At 55.8% G+C, this 22,103-nt stretch carries 22 protein-coding genes and 1 pseudogene; 15 read left to right on the forward strand and 8 right to left on the reverse strand.

Annotation, left to right across the window (positions count from 1 at the left end; genetic code table 11):
* Nucleotides 1-183: 183 nt before the first annotated feature.
* Genes ACR0MP_RS05385 through ACR0MP_RS05415 form a run of 7 tightly spaced genes read left to right on the forward strand, consistent with a single transcriptional unit; the run spans nt 184 to nt 7,846 of the window.
* Nucleotides 184-1,212 (forward strand): alcohol dehydrogenase catalytic domain-containing protein, encoded by a 1,029-nt coding sequence (locus tag ACR0MP_RS05385; RefSeq protein ID WP_480885927.1) that lies wholly within the window; start codon nt 184-186, stop codon nt 1,210-1,212.
* Between the two features lie 42 nt (nt 1,213-1,254).
* Nucleotides 1,255-2,130, forward strand: a complete 876-nt coding sequence (locus ACR0MP_RS05390; protein ID WP_170393104.1) for a branched-chain amino acid ABC transporter permease — start codon at nt 1,255-1,257, stop codon at nt 2,128-2,130.
* A gap of 4 nt (nt 2,131-2,134) precedes the next feature.
* Nucleotides 2,135-3,232: a branched-chain amino acid ABC transporter permease gene (locus tag ACR0MP_RS05395; RefSeq protein ID WP_170405701.1), complete on the forward strand. Its 1,098-nt coding sequence runs from the start codon at nt 2,135-2,137 to the stop codon at nt 3,230-3,232.
* Nucleotides 3,229-3,993 (forward strand): ABC transporter ATP-binding protein, encoded by a 765-nt coding sequence (locus ACR0MP_RS05400; protein ID WP_480613556.1) that lies wholly within the window; start codon nt 3,229-3,231, stop codon nt 3,991-3,993. Before ACR0MP_RS05395 ends, ACR0MP_RS05400 begins: the two co-directional genes overlap by 4 nt.
* Nucleotides 3,990-4,763, forward strand: coding sequence for an ABC transporter ATP-binding protein (locus ACR0MP_RS05405; protein ID WP_170405694.1), 774 nt, complete (start codon nt 3,990-3,992; stop codon nt 4,761-4,763). The genes ACR0MP_RS05400 and ACR0MP_RS05405 overlap by 4 nt, the downstream gene beginning before the upstream one ends.
* A gap of 5 nt (nt 4,764-4,768) precedes the next feature.
* Nucleotides 4,769-6,655 carry an AMP-dependent synthetase/ligase gene (locus ACR0MP_RS05410; RefSeq protein ID WP_170735060.1) on the forward strand — a complete coding sequence of 629 codons (1,887 nt, stop codon included), beginning with the start codon at nt 4,769-4,771 and terminating at the stop codon, nt 6,653-6,655.
* A gap of 30 nt (nt 6,656-6,685) precedes the next feature.
* Nucleotides 6,686-7,846 carry an ABC transporter substrate-binding protein gene (locus ACR0MP_RS05415; protein WP_170393109.1) on the forward strand — a complete coding sequence of 387 codons (1,161 nt, stop codon included), beginning with the start codon at nt 6,686-6,688 and terminating at the stop codon, nt 7,844-7,846.
* Nucleotides 7,847-7,906: 60 nt separating this feature from the next.
* On the opposite strand, the gene rpsI is transcribed toward ACR0MP_RS05415, so the two are convergent.
* Complete coding sequence (gene rpsI / locus ACR0MP_RS05420) at nt 7,907-8,392, reverse strand: 30S ribosomal protein S9 (protein WP_039535473.1); 486 nt, start codon at nt 8,390-8,392, stop codon at nt 7,907-7,909.
* Nucleotides 8,393-8,398: 6 nt separating this feature from the next.
* Nucleotides 8,399-8,857 carry a 50S ribosomal protein L13 gene (rplM, locus tag ACR0MP_RS05425; RefSeq protein ID WP_039536983.1) on the reverse strand — a complete coding sequence of 153 codons (459 nt, stop codon included), beginning with the start codon at nt 8,855-8,857 and terminating at the stop codon, nt 8,399-8,401.
* A gap of 239 nt (nt 8,858-9,096) precedes the next feature.
* On the opposite strand from rplM, the gene ACR0MP_RS05430 reads away from it, so the two are divergent.
* Nucleotides 9,097-9,462 (forward strand): nuclear transport factor 2 family protein, encoded by a 366-nt coding sequence (locus tag ACR0MP_RS05430; protein ID WP_170405688.1) that lies wholly within the window; start codon nt 9,097-9,099, stop codon nt 9,460-9,462.
* A gap of 3 nt (nt 9,463-9,465) precedes the next feature.
* Here the strand turns inward: ACR0MP_RS05430 and ACR0MP_RS05435 are convergent, their stop codons facing one another.
* Entirely contained in the window at nt 9,466-10,869 is a 1,404-nt protein-coding gene (locus ACR0MP_RS05435; protein WP_480885930.1) for an aminotransferase-like domain-containing protein, read from the reverse strand.
* Nucleotides 10,870-10,968: 99 nt separating this feature from the next.
* Between ACR0MP_RS05435 and ACR0MP_RS05440 the strand changes: the two genes are divergently transcribed.
* Entirely contained in the window at nt 10,969-11,196 is a 228-nt protein-coding gene (locus tag ACR0MP_RS05440; protein WP_170393113.1) for a YjiS-like domain-containing protein, read from the forward strand.
* Between the two features lie 59 nt (nt 11,197-11,255).
* Here ACR0MP_RS05440 and ACR0MP_RS05445 read toward each other — a convergent pair whose 3' ends face one another.
* Nucleotides 11,256-11,699: a PaaI family thioesterase gene (locus ACR0MP_RS05445; protein WP_170405681.1), complete on the reverse strand. Its 444-nt coding sequence runs from the start codon at nt 11,697-11,699 to the stop codon at nt 11,256-11,258.
* Between the two features lie 49 nt (nt 11,700-11,748).
* On the opposite strand from ACR0MP_RS05445, the pseudogene ACR0MP_RS05450 reads away from it, so the two are divergent.
* The 4 genes and pseudogenes from ACR0MP_RS05450 to gluQRS all read left to right on the forward strand — a co-directional run.
* Nucleotides 11,749-12,543 (forward strand): annotated as a pseudogene (locus ACR0MP_RS05450) (enoyl-CoA hydratase); the annotation flags it as partial.
* Nucleotides 12,544-12,794: 251 nt separating this feature from the next.
* Nucleotides 12,795-14,135: a methylenetetrahydrofolate--tRNA-(uracil(54)-C(5))-methyltransferase (FADH(2)-oxidizing) TrmFO gene (gene trmFO / locus ACR0MP_RS05455; RefSeq protein WP_170405674.1), complete on the forward strand. Its 1,341-nt coding sequence runs from the start codon at nt 12,795-12,797 to the stop codon at nt 14,133-14,135.
* 38 nt (nt 14,136-14,173) lie between these two features.
* On the forward strand, nt 14,174-14,788 hold the full coding sequence (locus tag ACR0MP_RS05460) for a class I SAM-dependent DNA methyltransferase (RefSeq protein ID WP_480885932.1): 615 nt from the start codon (nt 14,174-14,176) through the stop codon (nt 14,786-14,788).
* Nucleotides 14,785-15,630 (forward strand): tRNA glutamyl-Q(34) synthetase GluQRS, encoded by an 846-nt coding sequence (gene gluQRS, locus ACR0MP_RS05465; protein WP_170405668.1) that lies wholly within the window; start codon nt 14,785-14,787, stop codon nt 15,628-15,630. Before ACR0MP_RS05460 ends, gluQRS begins: the two co-directional genes overlap by 4 nt.
* 23 nt (nt 15,631-15,653) lie before the next feature.
* Here the strand turns inward: gluQRS and hisI are convergent, their stop codons facing one another.
* On the reverse strand, nt 15,654-16,043 hold the full coding sequence (hisI, locus tag ACR0MP_RS05470) for a phosphoribosyl-AMP cyclohydrolase (RefSeq protein WP_170405665.1): 390 nt from the start codon (nt 16,041-16,043) through the stop codon (nt 15,654-15,656).
* A gap of 48 nt (nt 16,044-16,091) precedes the next feature.
* On the opposite strand from hisI, the gene ACR0MP_RS05475 reads away from it, so the two are divergent.
* Together ACR0MP_RS05475 and ACR0MP_RS05480 are read left to right on the forward strand one after the other, a co-directional pair.
* Nucleotides 16,092-16,544, forward strand: coding sequence for an iron-sulfur cluster assembly scaffold protein (locus tag ACR0MP_RS05475; protein WP_170405662.1), 453 nt, complete (start codon nt 16,092-16,094; stop codon nt 16,542-16,544).
* Between the two features lie 55 nt (nt 16,545-16,599).
* Entirely contained in the window at nt 16,600-17,238 is a 639-nt protein-coding gene (locus ACR0MP_RS05480; protein WP_170393121.1) for a MarC family protein, read from the forward strand.
* Nucleotides 17,239-17,423: 185 nt separating this feature from the next.
* Here the strand turns inward: ACR0MP_RS05480 and ACR0MP_RS05485 are convergent, their stop codons facing one another.
* The 3 genes from ACR0MP_RS05485 to ligA form a co-directional block, all read right to left on the reverse strand.
* Nucleotides 17,424-17,546: a hypothetical protein gene (locus ACR0MP_RS05485; protein WP_255612104.1), complete on the reverse strand. Its 123-nt coding sequence runs from the start codon at nt 17,544-17,546 to the stop codon at nt 17,424-17,426.
* A 110-nt stretch (nt 17,547-17,656) separates the two neighbouring features.
* Nucleotides 17,657-19,747, reverse strand: a complete 2,091-nt coding sequence (gene recG / locus ACR0MP_RS05490; RefSeq protein ID WP_170405659.1) for an ATP-dependent DNA helicase RecG — start codon at nt 19,745-19,747, stop codon at nt 17,657-17,659.
* The gene (ligA, locus tag ACR0MP_RS05495; protein ID WP_170646020.1) at nt 19,744-21,996 is read right to left on the reverse strand and encodes an NAD-dependent DNA ligase LigA; all 2,253 of its coding nucleotides are present in this window, start codon (nt 21,994-21,996) and stop codon (nt 19,744-19,746) included. The genes recG and ligA overlap by 4 nt, the downstream gene beginning before the upstream one ends.
* Nucleotides 21,997-22,103: the final 107 nt, after the last annotated feature.

Here is a 22,103-nt window from a genome sequence, read left to right on the forward strand (position 1 = left end):
CTGGTTCACCCGGTCGGGATGCGACTTAATTTGCGTCACATTACGGCATTACCCAATTGACATAGCTCACCGTGTTTGATTGCTTTCTTGAGATTGTTTTGAAAAAATAAAACCTTTTGTCAGTGTGTTACATTGTGACGATGAAGGCCTCGTGCTGAACTCGCATCAAAGAAGGATCGAACGATGACCACCCTGCCCGACACCATGTTTGCCGTTGTTCAGACGCAGGACGGATATTCCGGCACAGCCACGGGACCGACGCTGGAGAATGCCTCGGACTGGTTAGCGGAGGCTGAACTGCCTGTACCTGTCCCAAAGGCGGGACAAGTGTTGATCAAAGTGCGCACTGCCTCGGTGAATCCTTCAGATATCCATTTTATCAAAGGAGAATATGGTCAGCCGCGGGTCAAAGGCGCCGCAGCAGGGTTCGAGGGGTGCGGAGATGTTGTTGCCACCGGTACCGGGGCTGACGCCCTGCTGGATCAGCGCGTGGCCTTTGTGGCAGCAGGCTCTGGTGCCTGGGCCGAGTATGTTGTGACGCAGGCCCAGATGTGTATCCCCTTGCGCCCCGAAATCTCGGATGAGGACGGGGCGGCGCAGATCGTAAACCCGCTAACCGCAATGGCGATGGTGGATATCGCACGGGCTGAGGGCGAGGCTTTTGTGGTCTCTGCCGCCACCAGCCAGCTTGGTAAGTTGATGTGCAGCCTTGGACGGGATCTTGGGTTGAAACCGATCGCTCTGGTGCGGCGCGCCGAAACGGTCGAGATGTTAAAAGGCCTGGGTGCGGCAGAGGTGGTCGTGACCAGCGATACGGATGCGCCGACGCGGTTTGCCACGATCAGTGCAGATCTGAAACCTCGTGTTTTTCTCGACGCGGTTGCCGACCAACTGTCAGAGCAGGTGTTCTGCGCGATGCCCAATGGCGCGCGGTGGGTTTGCTATGGGAAACTCAGTACGGAAATGCCGAAGTTGACTCAGATGGGCCAGTTGATCTTCATGAGCAATCGGATCGAGGGCTTCTGGCTGACCCGCTGGATGATGGACACCCCCCCGGCTGATCAAATGCGAGTTGTCAGCGAAGTGCAGGCGCGATTTGCAGATGGGCGCTGGCGCACAGATGTTTCCGCACGGCTTTCGCTACGAGAAGTGCTGCCAAATCTGGCGGATGCTCTGAAAAAGAGTGACGGGAAGGTGATAATCACTCCATAGTAGAACAAAGCGCCGGACTTAACCGGCTTAGGGAGGGTGAGATTGGATAACGCACAGCTGCTGATTAGCGGGCTGGCGAATGGTTGTGTCTACGGCCTGATCGCCCTTGGCTTTGTACTGATTTACAAAGCCACCGAGGCAGTGAATTTTGCGCAGGGCGATTTCATGATGCTGGGTGCGTTTGTCACCATTGGCCTTACGAATACGGAATATATGGGGCTGCCCTTCTGGCTGGCGCTACCGATTTCACTGGGGATTATGGGCGCACTTGGGTATCTGATCGATCGGCTGATCATCCGCCGCGTCTTTGGCGAAAGTCAGACTGCCGTGGTGATCCTAACCATCGCCTTGGGCTTTGTGATCAGGTTTGCAGCTGGTCTGATCTGGGGGCACGAGCCGCAAACGCTGCAGAACCCATTGGCTGGTAAAGAAATCCGGTTCGGTGGTCTTGTGCTGGGGATGGAGGACGTGGCCGTGATTGTTGTCACCGTCCTACTGACCTGGGGTCTTTATGTGTTCTTCAGCAAGACCAAGCTGGGGCTTGCCATGCAAGGTGCGTCTCAAAACCAGTTGGCGGCATATTACATGGGGATCCCGGTCAAGCGGGTTCAGGGCTTAATCTGGGCATTGGCCGGGGTTGTCGCTGGGATTGCCGGAATTTTGTTCGCGGCCAAAGGCTCGGTCGATCCCACAACTGGGCTTCTGGGGATCAAGGCATTTGCAGCAGCTGTGATAGGCGGATTCGGCAGCCTGCCCGGCGCTTTGGCCGGCGGGCTAATCGTCGGCGTAATCGAGCCCTTTGCCAGCCGCTATATCGCAGCCGGGTACAGTCAGATCGCGCCTTATGCGCTGTTGCTGGCAGTTCTGATCTTTCGACCGCATGGGCTGTTCAGCCAGGTGCGGGTCAAGAAGGTCTGATCGCATGCGGATTGTTTTCAAAACAAACTATATGCAGGACATTCGCCCGTGGAAGGATGGCTATCAGCTTAGCCTCTATCTGATCCTGTTGGCGGTCGTAGCCGCTGCGCCGTGGTGGCTGGATGATTTCTATCTTGGGGAACTGACCAATGTTCTGATCTGGGCCATCGCGGGTTTGGGCTTGATGATCCTAACCGGCCACACCGGGCAGGCCAGCCTTGGCCATGCCGCCTTTCTGGCCGTTGGGTGCTATGCCAATGTCATCCTGATTGAGGCTGGGGTGCCCTTTCTGCTGGCGTTCCCGTTGGCGGGCCTGTTGACCGGCATCGTCGGAGCAACCGTCGCCATCCCTGCCCTGCGCCTGCATGGCATCTATCTTGCGATCTTCACCCTGGCTCTGTCTGTGCTCATGGACGACATCATCGTTCTGGCCGAACCCGTCACCGGAGGTGTCGCGGGTAAATATCTGGGTGGTGTCGAAATCTTCGGATATCTGGTCGATCGTTGGGCCACCCCGGTCCCGTTTTTCTGGCTGGTGCTGGCCGTCGCCGTTGTCGTGACACTGGGCTATATCAACCTATTGCGCGCGCCCTTAGGCCGTAGCTTCATCGCTGTACGAGACTCTGAGGTCTCAGCGCAGGCGATGGGTGTGGATATCGCGCGAACCAAGACGATCTCTTTCGCCCTCTCCTGCGCGGTCACCGGACTAGCAGGCGCATTGATGGGTATGTTCTCTGGGGCGTTCAATAACGAGACCTTCAGTGTCGTAATTTCCATCCAATTGCTGATGATGATCGTTATCGGAGGTCTGGGCTCAATCCATGGCGCGTTTTTGGGCGCAATCGTGATCGGTTTCCTGCCGCAGTTTCTGTCGATTTCAAAGGAATACGCAGCAGCCCTGTTTGGCGGCAATACGGTCGCCATTCCGGGGCTCGAATTCGGCATCTTTGGCATGATCCTGATCGCCTTCATCCTGTTCGAACCGATGGGTTTGTATGGTCGATGGCTAAAAATCCGGACGTGGTTCGAACTGTTCCCCTTCTACCGCAAGGACATGTTCAAAAGACAAAAGTCCTATCTCAAGACGGAGCGTCTGAGATGAGCTTGCTGGAGTTTGAAAACGTTACCCTGAAATTCGGCGGTCTGACTGCTGTGGATGATCTGTCCTTCAACGTGCAAGAAGGTGAGGTGTTCGCCATCGTCGGTCCCAACGGCGCCGGCAAATCAACGGTCTTCAACCTGATTTCGCGCTTCTATGATCCTTATGCAGGGGCGATCCACTTTGACGGGCATGATCTGCTGCGTATCAAGCCCTCGGGTGTCGCGGCCTATGGCGTCGCGCGGACATTCCAGAACATTGAACTGTTCGAACATGCGACCGTTTTGCAGAACCTCCTGGTCGGGCGCCACCGGCACCGCAAAACCAATCTGATCTCGGAAATTCTGTTCTCGCCCTCAGCTCGCAGGCAGGAGATCGACAACCGAGAAAAGGTTGAAGAGATCATCGACTTCCTCGACCTCCAGGCCTTTCGTGACAAGATGATCTCGGGCTTACCCTATGGCGTGCGTAAGGTGGTCGAAGTCGCTCGAGCGTTGGCCACCGATCCAAAACTCCTGCTGTTGGATGAACCCGCCTCGGGCCTATCGGTGGAAGAGACCACAGATATGCGTTGGTGGATCGATGACATCCGGCGTCAGATGGGCATTACCGTGCTTATGGTAGAGCACGATATGGGTCTGGTCTCGGGCGTGTCCGACCGGGTTCTTGCCATGGCCGACGGAGCGAAGCTTGCCCTTGGAACCCCAGCCGAAGTTCAATCTCATCCTGCTGTGGTAGAGGCCTATTTGGGCAAAGCTTCATGAACCAACCGATCCTTAGCATTCGCAATGTTGAAAGCTTTTATGGCCCGATCATGGCCATTCGTGGCGTGTCATTGGACGTGCATCGAGGGCAGGTCGTTTCAATCCTGGGCGCAAATGGCGCGGGCAAGACAACGCTGATGAAAACAATCTCAGGCGTGATGGATCCCGAAAAAGGTTCAATCACATTTGACGGTCAGCAAATACAGGGATCGGAACCTCACAAGGTCGTGCAAAAAGGCATCGTCCATGTGCCCGAGGGACGCGAGGTCTTTCCACTTTTGACAGTCGACGAGAACCTGAACCTTGGGGCTTATACCCTGTCGGATAAAGGACAGATCGATCATGACCGCGATCTGGTGTTTTCCTACTTTCCTGTGTTGAAAGACCGCCGCAATCAGGAAGCTGGCACTCTGTCCGGCGGGCAACAGCAGATGCTGGCGATTGGGCGCGGCCTGATGGCTAACCCGCGTATCATGCTGCTGGATGAGCCCTCGCTGGGCCTATCGCCGCTGCTGGTGCAAGAGATTTTTGGCATTCTCAAACGCCTGAATGACGAACAGAGCATGACAATGATGCTGGTCGAGCAGAACGCCAATGCGGCACTGGAACTCGCCCATCATGGCTATGTAATGGAGATCGGACGGATCGTTATGGATGGTGCGGCTGAAACCTTGCTGCAATCCGAGGACATTCAGAACTTCTATCTGGGCGTTCAGGAAGAAGGCGCGCGAGAAAACCGCCGCTGGAAACGCAAAAAGACGTGGAGGTGAGCTGGATGGACGCAAGCCCCCTGCCCCCTCAGACCAGTATCAACGGTGTGCAGTTCAACGCTGCGCCAGGTCAGAGACCCCTGCGAGTCGATGGCTGTGTCACGATATGCGAGTTATTCCAGAAACGCTGTGCCGAACTGGGACCGCGTACGGCGCATCGCGAGAAGGACTTCGGCATCTGGAAATCCTACTCATGGGCCGACTACTGGCAACACGCCAAATGGATCGGGCTGGCCCTGCGCAAGCTGGGTCTGCAACGTGGCGAGGTTGTCTCGATCCTGTCCGAAGACCGCAAGGAATGGGCGTGGTTCGACATGGGCATCCAGTGTGTCGGAGGGATTGCTTCGGGCGTCTACACCACAGATTCGGCGAGCCAGTTAAAATACCTGATCAATGATAGTGGCAGCCGGTTTCTGATCGTTGAAGATGAAGAGCAGTTGGACAAGTTCTTCGAAGTCGAGGCGGATCTGCCCGATCTGCTCAGGGTCATTATCCTTGAGGATGAAGGCCTGCACGACCTGGATCATCCGCGATGCATGATGATCGAGGACTTGTATGCTCTGGGGCAGCAGGCTCAGGTCGATGAACCCGGCGCATTCGAAGCAGAAATCGCTGAAACCACGTCACAAGACACCGCCCTGCTCATATATACGTCAGGTACCACCGGTAATCCCAAAGGCGCCATGCTGAGCCATGAGAACATTATGGCCGCGATAGAGGCAGGGGCGCATTCCCTGCCCTCCCAATCAACCGACGAACAGCTATGTTTTCTACCGCTCTGTCATATCCTCGAACGCGACGTGTCGATTTACTACCCGCTTGCGATGAAGACTACTGTGAATTTCGCTGAAAGCCCCGAGACAGTGTTCTCCAACCTGCAAGAGGTCTCTCCCGCCACCTTCACTGCCGTCCCGCGCGTGTGGGAGAAGATCTACTCGCAGGTCATGTTCATGGCGAAAGAAGCAACGCCCACAGGGCGTTTCGCCTTTGCACAAGCGCTTAAGTCTGGAATGGCGCGGGCTGAATTTATCCTTGCAGGCAAACCTGTTCCAGCACCGATCGCTATGCAGTTCTGGCTTTGGGATCGGCTTGTTCTGCGCAACCTGCGCCGGATGCTGGGCTTAGATCGTCTCCGCCGAGGCGGCTCTGGTGCAGCGCCGATCTCTCCCGATTTGCTCAGGTGGTATTGGGCAATTGGTGTGCCCATAGTAGAGGGCTTCGGTATGACCGAAACCGCCGGCATAGCAGCGCTGAACACGCTTGAGGCCAACAAGATCGGCACCATTGGGAAACCTGTTCCTGGCAACGACCTGCGCATCTCGGATGACGGAGAAATTCAGGTCAAAGGCCTGAACGTCTTTCAGGGCTACTGGCGCAACAATGCCAAAACAGCCGAAAGCTTCACCTGCGACGGCTGGCTGCGCACTGGGGATATGGGGCATATCGACGAGGAAGGTTTTGTCACCATCACAGGGCGCCTCAAGGACATCATCATCACTGCGGGCGGTAAGAACGTCACGCCCGCAGAGATCGAGAGCGGGTTGAAGTTCAGCCAGTATATCTCGGACGCGGTGATCATCGGGGATCGGCGCAAGTATCTAACGGCGCTAATCATGATCGATCAGGAAAATGTCGAGAAATTCGCACAAGAGCGCAAGATCCCCTTTTCGAACTTTTCTTCCCTTTGTGCTGCTTCCGAAGTGACGGAGCTGATCGGCGAGGAAATCGCAGCGGTTAATAAGGACTTTGCGCGGGTTGAACAGATCAAGGATTTCCGGCTGATCGACGTGTTGCTCACTGCCGAAGATGAGGAGCTGACTGCGACGATGAAACTCAAACGTGGTCTGGTGGAAAAGAAACACGCACATCTCATTGAAGATATGTACAATTAGTTAAGGGGCGACCCAACAGGGAGGAGAAGTATGAAACACTTATTTAAGGGCCTTGCCGCAGCGACGGCATTGACTGCATCCGCCACGATCAGCTGGGCGCAAACACAAGGCGTGACAGATGACGAGATCGTCATTGGCTCAGTCAACGACCTCAGCGGCATCTTCGCTGCCGTGGGCGTTCCGGCCACCAAAGGCGCAAATGTGGTCTTTGATCGCGTCAACGCCGAGGGTGGCGTGCATGGCCGCAAGATCCGCTTTGTCGTCGAGGATAACGGCTATCAGATGCCACGCGCGATGCAGGGCTATAACAAGCTGCTGAACCGTGACAAGGTTTTCGCGATGTTGCAGTCGCTGGGTACGCCGATGAATGTTGCTGGGTTCAAGCTGCTGGACCCGAAAGGTATTCCCAACGTCGCCCCTCTGACCGCCGCGCGGCAAATGCTGCAAGAGCCGATGAAGAACAAGTTCACCTCGTTCTCGACCTATTACGATCAAGCTCGGATTGGGGTGAAGTATCTGAACGGTGAATTTGGATCGCAAACCGTTTGCACCATGTACCTGCCTACTGATTTCGGTGAGGAAATTCTGGAAGGCAGCAAAGCGGGAGCCGAAGAGGCTGGCATCACTTTCGGCGCTGAGACCACCCATAAACCGGACGAGACGGATTTCGTGGGGTCCTTGAGCAAGCTTAAAGAAGAAGGTTGTGACATCGTCACGATGGCGCTCGGCGTGCGTCAGGCAATCACTGTTGTTGGAACGGCCAAGAAAATGGGCCTGACCGACATGAAGTTTCTCGGCACCTCGGCCAGCTTCCTAACCGTGGTCGCACAGGTGCCCGGTGGTGTGACCGACGGTTTCTATGCGGCGGCCTCGTGGCTGGATCTCTGGGCGCGCGCCGAAGAGCCCGCCCCGGCAGCATTTATTGCTGAATACAAAGAGGCTACGGGGGAAGACCCGGTCGGATTTTCAATGCTGGGCTATTCAGCGGCCGAGATGATGGTCAAAGCACTTGAAGCTGCAGGTCCTGATCTGACGCATGATAGCTTCATTGCCGCGATGGAATCTCTGGATTACATGGATGAGTTGGTCGGCAATCAGATCACATATGGGCCCGATGATCATCAGGGTGCTGACTCTGTATTTGTCAGCGTCGTCGAAAATGGTGCGTGGAAACTGGTTTACGAAGAATAAACCGACCAAAGAAAAAGGGCTCGCAGTTGCGAGCCCTTTCCAATTCGGTATCCGTAGCGATTAACGCTTCGAGAACTGGAACGAACGACGCGCTTTGCGCTTACCGTATTTCTTACGTTCCACAACGCGACTGTCGCGGGTCAGGAAGCCAGCGGCTTTCAGAGCGCCACGCAGCGACGGATCGTACAGTTGCAGCGCTTTCGAGATGCCGTGCTTGACCGCACCGGCCTGACCGGTCAGGCCACCGCCTTTGACGGTTGCAACAACGTCGAACTCACCTTCCACACCAGCAACCTGGAACGGCTGGCGCAGGATCAGCTGGAGAACGGGACGCGCAAAATACTTGTCCTGATCCTTGCCGTTTACGGTGACCTTGCCGGAACCCGGCTTGATCCAGACGCGGGCAACAGCGTCTTTACGCTTGCCGGTGGCGTAGGAACGACCCAGCTCGTCACGTACGGGTTCACGTACGATAACTTCTTCGGCCACGGTTTCAACGCCTGCGACGGCGCTCAGCTCTTCGAGAGTATTGATCTGATCAGCCATCGGTCATTAGCTCCGGGTGTTTTTCTTGTTCATGGACTTTACGTCCAGAACTTCGGGCGCTTGCGCCTCATGAGGATGCTCGGCACCAGCATAAACGCGCAGGTTGGTCATCTGCTGACGCGCCAGACGGTTGCCCGGCAGCATGCGCTTGACCGCTTGGGTCACGACGCGCTCGGGGTGTGCACCTTCCAGGATCTGCTGCTTGGTGCGCGACTTGATGCCGCCCGGGTGGCCAGTGTGCCAGTAGAAGTTCTCTTCGCGCTTCTTGCCGGTCATCTGGATTTTGTCAGCGTTGATCACGATGACATTGTCGCCCATGTCCATGTTGGGTGTGAACGACGCTTTGTGCTTGCCACGCAGGCGCATGGCGACGATCGAGGCAAGACGGCCCAGAACAACGCCCTCGGCGTCGATCAGGATCCATTTCTTGTCGATGTCTGCAGGTGTTGCAGAAAAGGTTTTCATGGCAGGATAGTCCTGTTTGATGTGAAAGACCGCCCCTTGGCGGAGCGGCCCGAATTCGATGGAGGGGGTTTAGACCTACTAGTTATGCAGGTCAATACAGGCAAAGTATAATATATCTATCAATAACAATAACTTATAAAATAGGTATTATTTTACCCCAAAATTTCTTCGGCATATCCAATTTTGCGTAGCTTAGTTAAGCTAGACTCAACCAAGATCATCCAATGTCGGAGGTGGCTATGCAAGAATTGGAACAGGTTATCGCTGCCTATGGTGCGGCATGGCAGTCGACCGATCCCGAAAGGCGACTGAGCCTTCTTGAGCAGTGTTTTGCACAAACTGGTCGTTACGTCGATCCAACTGCAGAAGTTTCCGGCAGAGATCAACTCAATGCCCATATCGGAGCGGTTCTGAGTGATACAAAGGGCCGAGTTGAGCTGACCAGTGAGCCGAATTCACACCATGATGTGGTCCACTTCACCTGGCATATGATTGCTTCCGATGGGTCCATTATGGTTACCGGGCATGATTTCATTCGTCTCGATGCCGATGGCAAGATTGCACATTTGGCGGGCTTTTTTGGCGACCCTGCCCCATTGCAATAGGTACTAGACGCTTATTTGCTCGGGCGGGTTGTCCAGCAATGCGCGCAGACGCAGCATGGCGTCTTCGAACATCTCAAGCGAGACATGCCCATTCACCGCTATACGAACGGCATTTGGCGCGCGACCATCCCGCAGCGCGAATTCATCGGCCGATCGCAGCTGAATACCTTCCCGCTCGGCCGCCCGGCTGAACGCAGCAGACCGCCAACCGGAAGGCAGATGAAGCCAGACGAAGGGAATCTCAGAATCCCAGTTTAGATCGAAGCCACCCAGGGCGTTTACCGCCACACGTACATATTCGCCCATCTTGGAGCGAACGTTTTTTGCAAGTTGCCTCGCCTCTGGATGTCCCAACAGCAACCGCGTCAACTCAGCCAAAGGCTGGGCGAGCCCGAAATACCCGTATTCTGCAGAACGCCGCAGATCGACGCTCTGCTCTTTCGGTGCAATGGCGAAGCCGACCCGCAACGCTGGTGTAAGGGTTTTCGAAATTGACGAAACATGCCATCCCCGTTCGGGTGCCAAAGCACGATAGCTGGGCGCGCGGGCCTCGCCCATGCGATAGCAATCGTCTTCGATGATCTGTAATTCATGCTTTCGCGCAATCTCGACAACTTCTTTGCGCCGTTCCAACGGCGAATGCCCGCCCGTTGGGTTCTGCACTTCGGGTGAGACGCAGATCGCCTGTGCCTTCGTTTGCCTGAGGATGTGGTCCAGCGCATCGGGGCTTATGCCCCATTTGTCCATTTTTACCCCGACAACCTCGGCGCGCATCAACTCACCTGCCCGTCTGAACCCGGCATAAGACAAGTCCTCAACCAACACGATGGGTTTCGGATCTTTCAGAACGGTCTGGAACACGACGCAAATGCCACTTTGCCCACCGTGTGTCAGTACAATGTCATCTGCATTCAATGAGCCCAGAGGAAGATCTGACAACCAGTCGGCCACAACCTGGCGCACGGGTAGGTAGGCATCTCGGGTCGGATAGTTCATAAACATCCGCGGATCGCCTTTTGCAACCTTTTCAAGGCATTCGCGGATTAATGTCACCTGCCCCACATCTGGCAAGCGTGGGCTGAACAGGCTGACATTGGATTCATATTTGTCGTCCCTCAGATGTAGCTGCCGCGACCAGACATCATCCAGAATGGGCGATCTCGGCGGGGCTACAAATGTACCACGCCCGACCACGGCTTGTAGCAAACCTTCATCGGTCAGGATCGTATAGGCGCGCGCGACAGTGCCTGGTGTAATCTTTAATCGATACGCTAACTCACGCACCGGAGGTAGTTTCTTTCCAACCTCCAGTGTTTTGTTTTCTATCGCTTTTCGGATCGTGTCAGCGACCAGAGTATATTTTGGACCTTTGGATTTCGGTAACGCCTCTGGCCAAATTGTATCCATTACAATTCTTCCTTTGATTTCGACACAATGCTGAATGTATCAAAGTAGTGTACCGAACATTTTTACTTTGTGTCAATACAATTTGAAAGGATACCCAAGATGACACGCGCAATGCACAACCCCGCCCTCTTGCTGCTGAACGACAGCCCCCGGCTGCCGCTGATCGCCGCGCTGGCCGTGCGGTTTGCGGCGTCGGTCACACAATGGGAACAACGCCGCCGCAGCCGGGTAAACTTAGGTAAGCTGGATGACAGGCTGCTCCGCGATGTCGGGCTGACCCGCCATCGGGCAGATGCAGAAGTCAGCCGCTATTTCTGGATGAAATAGACTATCCCCAGTCCCATCTAAGGGACCTCTTCCTGGCCGGGGTTTATCCCCGGCCTTTTTTACCCAAAGGCAGCTGCGGCTGAGCCTTCTGGAGGAAGCGAATAGGTCATGCTGGCCCGCGCGACGGGTTTGTCAGAGCCTTCCGAGTAAATCAGCACATCCCCGACAGCCAGTGTTCGACCTAATTTCAACAACTTACACTCAGCAATCAGGTCCGCCCCGCCTTCCGGCTTGCGCAAGAAATCCAGAGAACTGTTGGTCGTGACAGCCAGAGATTGCCGACCTTTCCGCGCCAATACCATTGCATATACACTGACATCGGCCAGCCCGAACATGGACGGACCAGATACTGTGCCTCCGGGGCGCAGGTGACGGTCTTCGACCCTCAGGCGCATGGTGATGTTTGCTTCTGTCAGATCCTCGACGACAAAGTCGTTATGAACCTGTGGAAACACCTGCGCCAGGTATTCCGTCAATTCTTGTTTATTCAGTGCTAATGACATGCTTCCCCTCGTCGCTCTGCCCGCCTAGAGTTGGCCTGAACGCCAGCGGGAGGGCAAGATGGCAATTCTGGAACGTCACGACACAGGTGCGATTGCACGGCTTCGAATGAACGCGCCTGAGCGGTTGAACGCCCTCAGCGATGAAATGCTGGCGGCCCTGCAGGCAGAGTTCGATGCGCTGCGCGAAGACAAGTCGATTCGTGTTGTTGTTCTTTCCGGTGCGGGGAAAGCGTTTTGCGCGGGGCACGATCTGAAACAGATGACCCAAGGGCGGCAGGCACCCGATGGTGGGCTTTCCTATTTTCAGGATCTGTTCGACCGATGTGCCAAGATGATGATGTCCATTCAGTCCCTGCCCCAACCCGTGATCGCCCAAGCGCACGGGATCGCCACTGCCGCAGGGTGTCAGCTTGTAGCAACCTGTGACCTGGCAATCGCGGCCGAGGGCACACGGTTCGGCGTAAATGGTGTCAATATCGGCTTGTTCTGCTCCACTCCGATGGTGGCTCTCAGCCGGAATATACCGCGGAAACAGGCGTTTGAAATGCTCACGACCGGTGATTTTATCACCGCCGAACGCGCGGCTGAGCTGGGTCTGATCAATCGAGCGGTTCCCGAGAACTTGTTGGAAGATGAAACCAATGCGTTGGCCGAGAAGTTGGCAGGCAAGCTCAGCAGTGCCGTGAAAATCGGTAAAACCGCTTTTTATCAACAGATTACAATGCGGACTGATCAGGCATACGATTATACCGCCGAGGTAATGGCACAGAATATGATGGACCGGAATACTGAGGAAGGGATTAGTGCCTTTATCGAAAAGCGCCCGCCTGATTGGCACCAGTAACGCAATTATTTAATACATTTTTGCCGACTGTTCGCATTTTTTCACTTTTCAAAAGGGCGACACTGTGGCAAAGCTGGGTCAAGGCCAAGGCCTGACCATACTTTTGGGTCGCCGTGGGCGGAAGGTCCCTCCAAGCTGGTTTCTCTCACCGGCGTTGACATTCCCGCAGCGGCGACCCCAAGAATCCCCCTCAGAACTAAAGCGATTACTGCGCATTGCGCATGGCGCTGCTCTGCCCTATTTGGCAGCACATGACAGAGACATTGCATATCGTGGGCGGCGGCATGGCCGGGTCCGAGGCCGCCTGGCAGGCAGCGGAAATGGGCGTGGATGTTGTGATCCACGAAATGCGTCCTAATGTGGGCACGTTTGCACACCAGACCGGCAATCTGGCCGAGATGGTGTGTTCGAACTCATTCCGATCGGATGATGATGAACAGAACGCAGTCGGCTTGCTGCATTGGGAAATGCGCGCGGCAAACGGGTTGATCATGACGACCGCAGATAGCCATCGCCTGCCTGCGGGTGGCGCGCTTGCGGTTGACCGTGATCCTTTTGCCGAAGCCGTAACTGCCAAGCTGAAGGCCCATCCACGGGTCTCGGTCTCAGCGGAAGAAGTTACCAGTCTACCCCAAGACGGAAAGTGGATCTTTGCAACCGGGCCGTTGACCTCGCCCGCATTGGGGGAAGCCATTCGCGCAGAAACTGGTGCCGAGGCGCTGGCCTTTTTCGACGCGATCGCCCCCATCGTCTATGCAGACAGCATTGATATGAGCAAAGCCTGGATGCAGTCACGCTACGATAAGGGCGAGACTGAGGAAGAGCGCACCGCCTACCTCAACTGTCCGATGGATCGTGACCAGCACGAAGCCTTCATTGATGCGCTGCTGGCTGCAGATAAGACCGAATTCCACGAGGGAGAGACCGCTGGTTATTTCGACGGCTGTCTGCCGATCGAGGTTATGGCCGAGCGCGGTCGTGAAACTTTACGCCATGGCCCGATGAAACCTGTTGGCCTGACAAATCCGCATCAACCGGACGTAAAACCTTATGCCGTCGTCCAATTGCGGCGCGACAATGCCTTGGGCACGTTGTTCAATATCGTCGGTTTTCAAACCAAGATGAAATACGGAGCGCAGACCGAGGTATTTCGTATGATACCGGGTCTGGAAAATGCCAGCTTTGCGCGATTGGGTGGCATTCACCGCAATACTTTCATCAACTCTCCGACTTTGCTGGACGCGCAGATGCGGCTCAAGTCTAGGCCAAATATTCGTTTTGCGGGGCAAATCACGGGGGTGGAAGGCTATGTGGAAAGCGCAGCGATGGGCCTTTTGGCAGGCCGTTTGGCCGCTGCCGAAATACTAGGCCGATCCCTTCCTGACGTACCGCAAGACAGTGCGATGGGCGCATTGATCCACCACATCACGGGCGGCGCCGAAGCCAAGACCTTCCAGCCGATGAACGTGAATTTTGGTCTGTTTCGCCCGGTCGACGGCCTGAAAGGGGGGCGCCGAGGCCGCAAGGACCGCTACAAGGCCTATACCGATCGCGCAAAAGAAGTCTGGAGCGATTGGGTAAAGCAGTGTTGACTGGACGTCGCCCCCAGCCTGCGCCTAACATGTAAGGTATGAGCGATAAGTTTCTGAAAGACACATACAATCTGAATTCTGCCCAGGAAACGCACGATCACTACCAAAAATGGGCAGCCTCATACGATGATGAAGTCGGTGAGCACGGATATGTCACCCCGGACCGTGTTGCGGCAGCATTGAAATCCTTTGTCTCAGATGCTGTTGTGCCGGTGCTGGACTACGGATGCGGTACCGGGTTGTCGGGTTTAGCACTTCGCAAGGCGGGTTTTCGTGTCATCGATGGGATGGATCCAACACCAAAGATGCTGGAAGGTGCCGCTGCCAAGGGGGTTTATCGCAACTTGATAAACTTCGAAGTTACTGATCCCAACCCCATTGAGGCCGAGGCTTACTCAGCCATAACATGCATTGGCGTCATCGGCGTTGGTGCCGCGCCGCCTGAAACCTTTGATCTACTTATGAACGCGCTGCCACGTGGCGGATATCTGGCGTTTTCCTTCAACGATCACACTTTGGCTGACCGCACTTACACCGGGCGGCTGAACGACTGGCTGGACATGGGTCACGCAAGGCTGTTATTCCGCGAATACGGTCCGCATCTACCGGGTATGGACATGAAATCAGACGTTTATGTTGTTGAAAAAACGTGACATTCACAACGCGTTTCGCACCATCTCCAACAGGTCCGCTGCATCTAGGGCATGCCTATTCCGCGCTTCTTGCGTTTGATCAGGCACGGGCTGCGGGTGGATCATTTCTTTTGCGGATCGAAGATATTGATCAATCGCGATCCAGGTCCCGTTGGGAAACCCAGATCTACGACGACCTGCACTGGCTTGGAATGCGCTGGCCGCACCCGGTGATGCGCCAGTCGGACAGGCTGCCGCGATACAGAGAGGCATTGGAGATTCTCAAAAACACGGGCCTGGTCTACCCTTGCAGCTGCAATCGTGCCGATATCGAGACCGCGGCCGGTGCTCCGCAGGAAGGTGTACCCCAGTTCGGACCTGACGGGCGCATCTATCCAGGCACGTGCCGCGACCGCCCTTTGTCGGATGCTTCAGCTGGTGATGTTCTGCGCCTGAACATGCACAAGGCAATCAAGGCATCCGAACTTCGTGGATTTTGTGAAACTGGTGCGAAGTATTTGGGAACGCATGAGCTTGATGCGCACAACCTCATGAACGCGGTTGGCGATATCATTCTCGTTCGGCGCAATATGGGCAGTTCGTATCACCTGTCCGTCGTGGTTGATGATGCGGATCAGAACATCTCCCATGTGGTCCGGGGCGAGGATTTGTTCGATGCCACGCAGATACATGTCCTTTTACAAGGGCTGCTTGGGTTGCCGACACCTGTTTATCATCATCACCGTCTGATCCGGGACAACAACGGCAAACGCCTCGCGAAACGTGACGACGCACGCGCCATCTCGCTTTATCGCGAACAAGGAGCATCTCCCGCTGAAATCAGAGAGATGGTGGGCATTTGACCTGACCACCATCAGAGGCCCAACTATTCCATCGGCTTCATGAGCTCGACTTCGGTCCCATCGCGGACGGCCGTGTAGAAACAACTTCGCCGATTGGTGTGACAGGCTGGCCCCGTTTGGTTCACCACAATCAGCAGGCAATCCCTGTCGCAATCGACGCGAAAATCCACCAGGGCCTGAAAGTGGCCTGAGCTTTCGCCCTTGATCCAGAACGCCTGTCGCGACCGCGACCAATACGTAACCCGTCCGGTTCCCAACGTGCGCTCGATGGATTGGACATTCATCCAGGCCATCATCAGAACCTCGCCCGTCGCTTCGTCCTGTGCGATCGCAGGGATCAAACCCGCCTCGTTGAATTTCAGTGTCGACGGATCGAACAAGACTGCGTCAGCCATCGCAAAAACCTTTTGCATCCCAGAATCCCGCCATTATGTATGGGGAATGGACAACGAGGGAAAGCCATGAGCGGCGAAACCGATCTGATCAAGCTCTATTCCGGACGCATCTTGGCGCTAGCTGCGGATATTCCGCATCTGGATCGCTTGGATAATCCCGATGCGACGGTAAAGAAACGAGCCCCTTTGTGTGGATCGACCGTGACTGTAGACGTCAAGCTTGAAGATGGGCGGATCGTGGACTTTGGGCAAGACGTCAAGGCCTGTGCGTTGGGTCAGGCCTCGGCTTCGGTCGTAGGCAGCGCCGTGATCGGGGCGACGCGGTCGCAGGTCGAAACCGCACGTGATCAGCTTTCCGCAATGCTGAAGAAAGACGGCCCTGCCCCCGAGGCGCCCTTTGACGGGCTCGAAGTTCTGATGCCCGCGCGGGACTACAAGAACCGCCACGCGTCAATCCTGCTGGCGCTTGACGCGACCGCCGAGGCGATGGAGCAGGCCGAACAAGCCAACTGCGCCTGATTGGCTTTTCCATACAAAGCCGTATAGGGTGCCCCCAATGATTGGGGGGGCTAACGTGAACAATTTGCTGGAACATTTTGTGACGCTCTGGGTCGTGATCGACCCGATCGGCACCATCCCCGTCTTTATCGCTGTCACTGCTGGGATCGCGACGGGTGCGCGTCGTAAAACTGCTTTACTGGCCGCGTTGGTCAGCGCAGGCATTCTGCTGTTCTTTCTGATCTTCGGGCAACTTGTGATCGAGGCTTTGGATATCGGCCTAAACTCGTTTCAGGTTGCAGGCGGAATTATTCTGTTTCTCTTCGCTCTGACCATGATCTTTGGCGAAAGCAAACAGGTGATCGAGCAGCGCCAGGCCGAAGAAGACTTGGACGACAAAATGCACAAGACCAATCCGGCCATATTCCCTTTGGCCGTCCCTTCGCTTGCGTCACCGGGCGCGATGCTGGCGATAGTGGTTCTAACGGACAACAACCGATACAGCGTCGCCGATCAGAGCATCACTGCACTGGTTATGTTGGTCGTTATTGCCATAGCGTTTGTGCTGATGCTGCTGGCCGAGCCGATCATCCGGTTGATCGGGCATTCCGGCGCGGCGATCATCAGCCGCGTGATGGGGATGATCCTTGCATCCGTCGCCGTAAATTCAGTTCTATCCGCCACGATCGAAATCATCAAAACCGGACAGCTGTAAAAAGAACCGCCGCACCTTCCGGGCGGAAAGGGCGGCGGCAAGTCATGCGTTTCTCATGTAGGGTCCGGATCACCGCACGGGGCCGAGGCAGGCCCCTTCAAGGGAAATGGGACAGGCAGGTCACCCTTGACTATGACGGGGAGACAAGCGCGGTGTGATCGGCACGAGATCGCAGGCAGAAAGGCTCAGAACCCGGTTGGCAGGTGAAGGGCAACCACCAGCATCACAACCAGTGAAACCGCGCCCGCTGCATCCTGCAAAATCGTGGATTGTGAACGGGTAAAGGCAGTTTTGATCTGGCTCAGCATGGTCTCACCTCCGGTCAGGTTTAATCCTTTGTTGACCTTTTGTTCTCATATTTTAACGAGCCGGTAAAGAACTTTTTGAGAACATTTGTGAACTTAGTGGGATTTTCGGTCTAACCCACTGATATCAAACGGATCGCCTGATCCTGCTTCATAAGCCACAGAAGAACACGCGCAGCCTGCCCCCGATCCGAGGTCAATTTGGGGTCTGCGGACAGCAAAGCGCGCGCATCTGATTGCGCCACCGCCATCAGCCCAGCTTGCCTTTCAAGATCAGCTATCCGGAACTTTGGCAGGCCAGATTGTGCGGTTCCGATCAAGTCACCCGCACCGCGCATCTGCAGATCGGTCTCGGCAATGCGGAAGCCGTCTTCAGTTTCTCGGAGTACCTCCAGCCGTTTGCGACCACCCTCGCTAAGCGGTGTCTGATACATCAACAAACAGGTTGAGGCATCTTCACCACGTCCAACTCGGCCCCTAAGCTGATGCAACTGCGCCAGACCAAAAATCTCTGCCCGCTCAATCACCATGATCGTGGCGTTCGGCACGTTCACCCCAACCTCGATCACCGTAGTAGCGACAAGGACTTTGGTCTTACCACTCTGAAACGCCGCCATTGCCGCGTCTTTATCGGCGGGCGGCATTTGGCCGTGTACCAGGCCCACCACATCGTCCCCCAAGATCGCGCGCAACCTTTTGAAACGCTCCTCAGCCGCAGTCAGGTCCGAGACCTCGGATTCATCGACTAATGGGCACACCCAATAGCATTGTTTGCCTGCATCAATCGCACCGCGCAGATGGGCCACAACTTCGTCCATGCGTTGCGTGCTGACGACTGCGGTCTTGATCGGTTTACGACCCGGCGGCTTTTCATCCAGCACCGAGACGTCCATATCGCCGTACTGCGCAAGCGCCAAACTGCGCGGGATGGGCGTAGCGGTCATCACCAGCACATCAGCGCGTTGGCCCTTTTCGGACAGCTCCATGCGTTGGCGGACGCCAAAACGGTGCTGCTCATCAACGATGGCCAGCCTTAGGGCTTTGAATTCAACATCGTCCTGAAACACCGCGTGGGTACCGACCAATATCTGAATATCTCCCTGCTTCAGCGCGGCCAGCTTCGCTCGACGCTCAGCCCCCTTGTCGCGCCCGGTCAGGATTTCCAGTACAACTCCGGCTTCTTCTGCCAATGGACGCAGCCCTTCAAGATGCTGCCGGGCAAGGATTTCGGTAGGGGCCATCATTACCCCCTGCCCGCCAGCTTCAACGGCTATGAGCAGCGAAACAAATGCTACTAGAGTTTTTCCTGCCCCCACATCGCCCTGAAGCAACCGGTTCATCCGCGTCTCAGCGGCCATATCTGCCGAGATTTCCTCGATCGCGCGTGTCTGCGCTCCGGTTGGTCGATATGGAAGGCTTGCAAGCACCTTGGATTGCAAAGCACCGGTGCCGAGACTGACGATCCCCCGCGCTTTACGCTCACGCTGTCGTGCCAGGGCCAGCGTCAGTTGATGTGCGAGCAGCTCATCGTAAGCCAGACGTTCCCGCGCAGGCGCAAAAGGTGCTACGTCGTCCGCCCCTTGTGGGTAATGCGCCGCGTGAATAGCAGTTGTCCAATCTGGCCAATTCTGTTGTGCCACCTGAGCGGGGTCGGCCCATTCGGCCAATGCAGGTACTCGCGCCAACGCACTTTGAGCAGCTTTATAGGCAGTTTTTTGCGTCACACCCTGCGTCAGATGATAAACCGGTTCAAACTCGGGCAATTCGCCTGCGTTTTCAGGCGCGACCATATGATCGGGGTGTACCATCTGAGCCATGCCATCGAACAGCTCAAGCTTTCCCGATACCACCCGGCGTGCGCCCTCCGGCAACAGCTTCTTCAGATAGTCCCCTCGGGCATGAAAAAACACCAGTTGGAAATCCGCCTGACTGTCTTCAACATGAATGCGATATGCGCCCCCTTTGTTCCGCGGTGGTCGATGCGCGCCGATCGTCACCTCAACAGTCAGAGTCGTCGGAAGGTCGGCGCCCTGAATCGTATCGCGTCGCCGCCGGTCAATCACCGCATAGGGTAGCGAAAACAATACATCGCGCGGTGAATCGATCCCCAATTGGCCCAGAAGCTGCGCGGTCTTCGGCCCCACACCATCTAGTGTTTCAAGACCCGCAAACAGCGGAAAGAGCTGTTCAGGCCTACCGCTCATAGATCGCCAATCAGTTGAAGCCAGCTATCTTCATCCAAGGTTTCGATGCCCAGATCAGCCGCTTTTTTCGCCTTGGACCCTGCACCCGGGCCCGCCACGAGCAAATCAGTTTTCTGGCTGACTGAGCCGGACACTTTGGCTCCCAACGCTTCGGCGCGGGCCTTGGCCTCGGCGCGTGTCATCTTTTCAAGCGTTCCCGTAAACACGACGGTTTTTCCTGCGACCGGACTGTCCGACGCAGGAGCCTCTGGTGGAACAACCGTCAGATGTTTACGCAGATCATCAAATGCTTGGCGTTCCTCCGAATTGGCAAACGCATCAGATAGTGACAACCCGAGCGTGGCGCCGATTCCGTCGATACCAATCAGATCAGCCCAGGCGCTCGCGGCATCTGTCGAAACATCCATTCGCACGAAAGCCGCATCCCGAACTTCTTTAACTTTCGCACGCCTCGCTTCTGCAGTAGCCGCGATCCTCTCGGCGTCTTCCGCTTCATCGGCTGCACGCTGCGCAAGCGCGGCAGGCCGGGCCGTATCAATGGAGGCCGCCATTACATCCCATTCCCGATAAAACAACGCCAAATCTCGTGCACCAACTTCGCCCACATGACGAATCCCCAGAGCGAACAACAGACGGGCAAACGGTATGGTTCGCTTGTCATCGATCGCTGCAAACAGGTTGCTTGCCGATGTCTCGCCCCAGCCGTCGCGGTTTTTCAACCGGGCCAGGTTTTCGGTGTCGCGATCTTTCAATGTAAATATATCAGCGGGTGTGTTTATTGGCAGAAGAGGATCGCCATAAAACATCTCGATTTGTTTTGCGCCAAGCCCTTCGATATCGAACGCCTTGCGCGATACGAAATGTTTGAGTTTTTCAACCGCCTGAGCGGGACATATCAGCCCCCCTGTGCAGCGGCGGACCGCATCCCCCTCTTCCCGGATCGCGTCGCTGTCACATTCCGGGCATTTCGTCGGGAAAGCGAAGGGCCGCGCATCATCGGGTCGTTTCGACAGATCAACATCCGAGATTTTCGGGATCACATCCCCGGCCCGATAGACCTGAACCCAATCTCCAACGCGAATATCCTTGCCCTCACGAATGACTCCGCCTTTGGCGTCCCGCCCTGCAATATAATCTTCATTGTGTAGGGTCGCGTTCGAAACAACTACCCCGCCAACGGTTACCGGATGCAGCCGCGCTACCGGGCTAAGCGCGCCGGTACGGCCCACCTGAATGTCGATGGCTTCAAGCCGCGTCCAAGCCAGTTCGGCAGGAAACTTGTGCGCAATCGCCCAGCGGGGCGTGGTAGATCGGAAACCCAGCCGGGCCTGCAGACTCAGATCATCGACCTTGTATACGACCCCATCAATGTCATAGCCCAAGGTCGCGCGCTGAGCTTCAATCTGACGGTAATGTTCCAACATCTCATTAGTCGTTGAGCAACGCCTTGTCAGCGCATTGACCTGGAACCCCAAGGTTTTGAGGCGATCAATTGCGTCCATCTGAGTCTCAGCTAGCGGTGCAGACAATTCACCCCAGGCGTAGGCAAAGAATTTCAGCGGGCGAGATCGTGTTATTTCGGAATCCAGTTGACGGAGCGAACCAGCCGCAGCGTTGCGCGGATTTGCAAAGGTCTTTCCACCTGTTTCGACCTGACGTGCGTTCAAAGCCTCGAAATCATGGTGAGACATGTAGACCTCGCCGCGAACCTCAAGAACGTCTGGTGCACCCTCAATTCGGTGTGGAATATCGGAAAGCGTACGCGCATTTGCGGTAACGTTTTCACCGGTCTCACCATCACCACGTGTTGCAGCCTGCATCAGTTCACCCTGCTCATACCGCAGGGATAATGACAGGCCGTCGATTTTGGGCTCAGCTGTATAGGCGAGCGGTGCCTCATCTCCCAGTCCCAGATATTTGCGGATCGAGCGGTCAAAATCGGCAACATCCGTGTCATCAAACGCATTGCCCAGTGACATCATACGCACGGCGTGGGTCACTTTTGCAAATCCATCTGAAACGCGTGCGCCCACTTGTTCAGTAGGGCTGTCGGAGCGTTTCAGTTCGGGGAATCGCGCCTCGATCTCGGCATTGCGACGCTTGAGAGCATCATAGTCGGCATCCGAAATTTCTGGAGCATCTTCAGTGTGATAAAGCTGGTTTGCCCGCAGCAATTCCTTGGCGAGCCGGGCCAATTCTTCCCGTGCTTCATCTTCTGTCAGATCTGCGATTGCTGTGGTATCGCTCATGGCCCCGCCCTGTCACGTCGTCTTGAAAACCAGTGATAGGACGAGGCCATGGTCAGGTCCAGTGTTGTGCTGACACGCGAGTGGATTTACCGCCCCGGACCATCGAC

It is taken from the genome of Ruegeria sp. K3, assembly GCF_056531845.1.

Bases quoted from the DNA above. Each gene is read 5' to 3' on its own strand.
- rpsI (WP_039535473.1), bottom strand. From the start codon at position 8,392: ATGGCTGATCAGATCAATACTCTCGAAGAGCTGAGCGCCGTCGCAGGC.
- trmFO (WP_170405674.1), top strand. From the start codon at position 12,795: ATGACAGAGACATTGCATATCGTGGGCGGCGGCATGGCCGGGTCCGAG.
- ACR0MP_RS05445 (WP_170405681.1), bottom strand. From the start codon at position 11,699: ATGTCATTAGCACTGAATAAACAAGAATTGACGGAATACCTGGCGCAG.
- ACR0MP_RS05385 (WP_480885927.1), top strand. From the start codon at position 184: ATGACCACCCTGCCCGACACCATGTTTGCCGTTGTTCAGACGCAGGAC.
- ACR0MP_RS05405 (WP_170405694.1), top strand. From the start codon at position 3,990: ATGAACCAACCGATCCTTAGCATTCGCAATGTTGAAAGCTTTTATGGC.
- ACR0MP_RS05415 (WP_170393109.1), top strand. From the start codon at position 6,686: ATGAAACACTTATTTAAGGGCCTTGCCGCAGCGACGGCATTGACTGCA.
- ACR0MP_RS05475 (WP_170405662.1), top strand. From the start codon at position 16,092: ATGAGCGGCGAAACCGATCTGATCAAGCTCTATTCCGGACGCATCTTG.
- hisI (WP_170405665.1), bottom strand. From the start codon at position 16,043: ATGCAAAAGGTTTTTGCGATGGCTGACGCAGTCTTGTTCGATCCGTCG.
- ACR0MP_RS05460 (WP_480885932.1), top strand. From the start codon at position 14,174: ATGAGCGATAAGTTTCTGAAAGACACATACAATCTGAATTCTGCCCAG.
- ACR0MP_RS05485 (WP_255612104.1), bottom strand. From the start codon at position 17,546: ATGCTGAGCCAGATCAAAACTGCCTTTACCCGTTCACAATCCACGATT.
- ACR0MP_RS05400 (WP_480613556.1), top strand. From the start codon at position 3,229: ATGAGCTTGCTGGAGTTTGAAAACGTTACCCTGAAATTCGGCGGTCTG.
- ACR0MP_RS05430 (WP_170405688.1), top strand. From the start codon at position 9,097: ATGCAAGAATTGGAACAGGTTATCGCTGCCTATGGTGCGGCATGGCAG.
- ACR0MP_RS05440 (WP_170393113.1), top strand. From the start codon at position 10,969: ATGACACGCGCAATGCACAACCCCGCCCTCTTGCTGCTGAACGACAGC.
- ACR0MP_RS05410 (WP_170735060.1), top strand. From the start codon at position 4,769: ATGGACGCAAGCCCCCTGCCCCCTCAGACCAGTATCAACGGTGTGCAG.
- ligA (WP_170646020.1), bottom strand. From the start codon at position 21,996: ATGAGCGATACCACAGCAATCGCAGATCTGACAGAAGATGAAGCACGG.
- rplM (WP_039536983.1), bottom strand. From the start codon at position 8,857: ATGAAAACCTTTTCTGCAACACCTGCAGACATCGACAAGAAATGGATC.
- ACR0MP_RS05395 (WP_170405701.1), top strand. From the start codon at position 2,135: ATGCGGATTGTTTTCAAAACAAACTATATGCAGGACATTCGCCCGTGG.
- recG (WP_170405659.1), bottom strand. From the start codon at position 19,747: ATGAGCGGTAGGCCTGAACAGCTCTTTCCGCTGTTTGCGGGTCTTGAA.
- ACR0MP_RS05435 (WP_480885930.1), bottom strand. From the start codon at position 10,869: ATGGATACAATTTGGCCAGAGGCGTTACCGAAATCCAAAGGTCCAAAA.